The following is a 328-nucleotide window of genomic DNA, read 5'->3' as shown; positions in this document are numbered from 1 at the left end:
GGAAGCCGGCGGTCTTTACGTGATCGGGACCGAGCGCCACGAAAGCCGCCGCATCGACAATCAGCTGCGTGGCCGGTCCGGTCGTCAGGGCGACCCGGGACGCTCGAAATTCTTCATCTGCGTGGAAGACGACCTGCTACGCATTTTCGCGCCGGAGCGGCTGGACGGAATCATGCGCACCATGGGCATGAAGGAAGGCGAGGCCATTCAGCACCCGTGGATGAGCAAGTCGGTCGAGACCTCCCAGAAGAAGGTCGAAGCGCGCAATTTCGACATCCGCAAGAACATCCTCAAGTACGACGATGTGATGAACGACCAGCGCAAGGCG

At 61.0% G+C, this 328-nt stretch carries 1 protein-coding gene; it reads left to right on the top strand.

Going from position 1 to position 328, the window contains the following annotated elements; genetic code table 11:
• Positions 1–328 (top strand): preprotein translocase subunit SecA (locus tag E5162_RS14260; protein ID WP_479684687.1); only part of this gene is annotated, 328 nt, incomplete at both ends.

Source organism: Marinicauda pacifica, from assembly GCF_004793635.1.
In the GTDB taxonomy this organism is placed as follows: Bacteria; Pseudomonadota; Alphaproteobacteria; order Caulobacterales; family Maricaulaceae; genus Marinicauda; species Marinicauda pacifica.
Note: the sequence above shows the minus strand (reverse complement) of the source record. Positions and strands in the feature narration are given on the sequence as shown.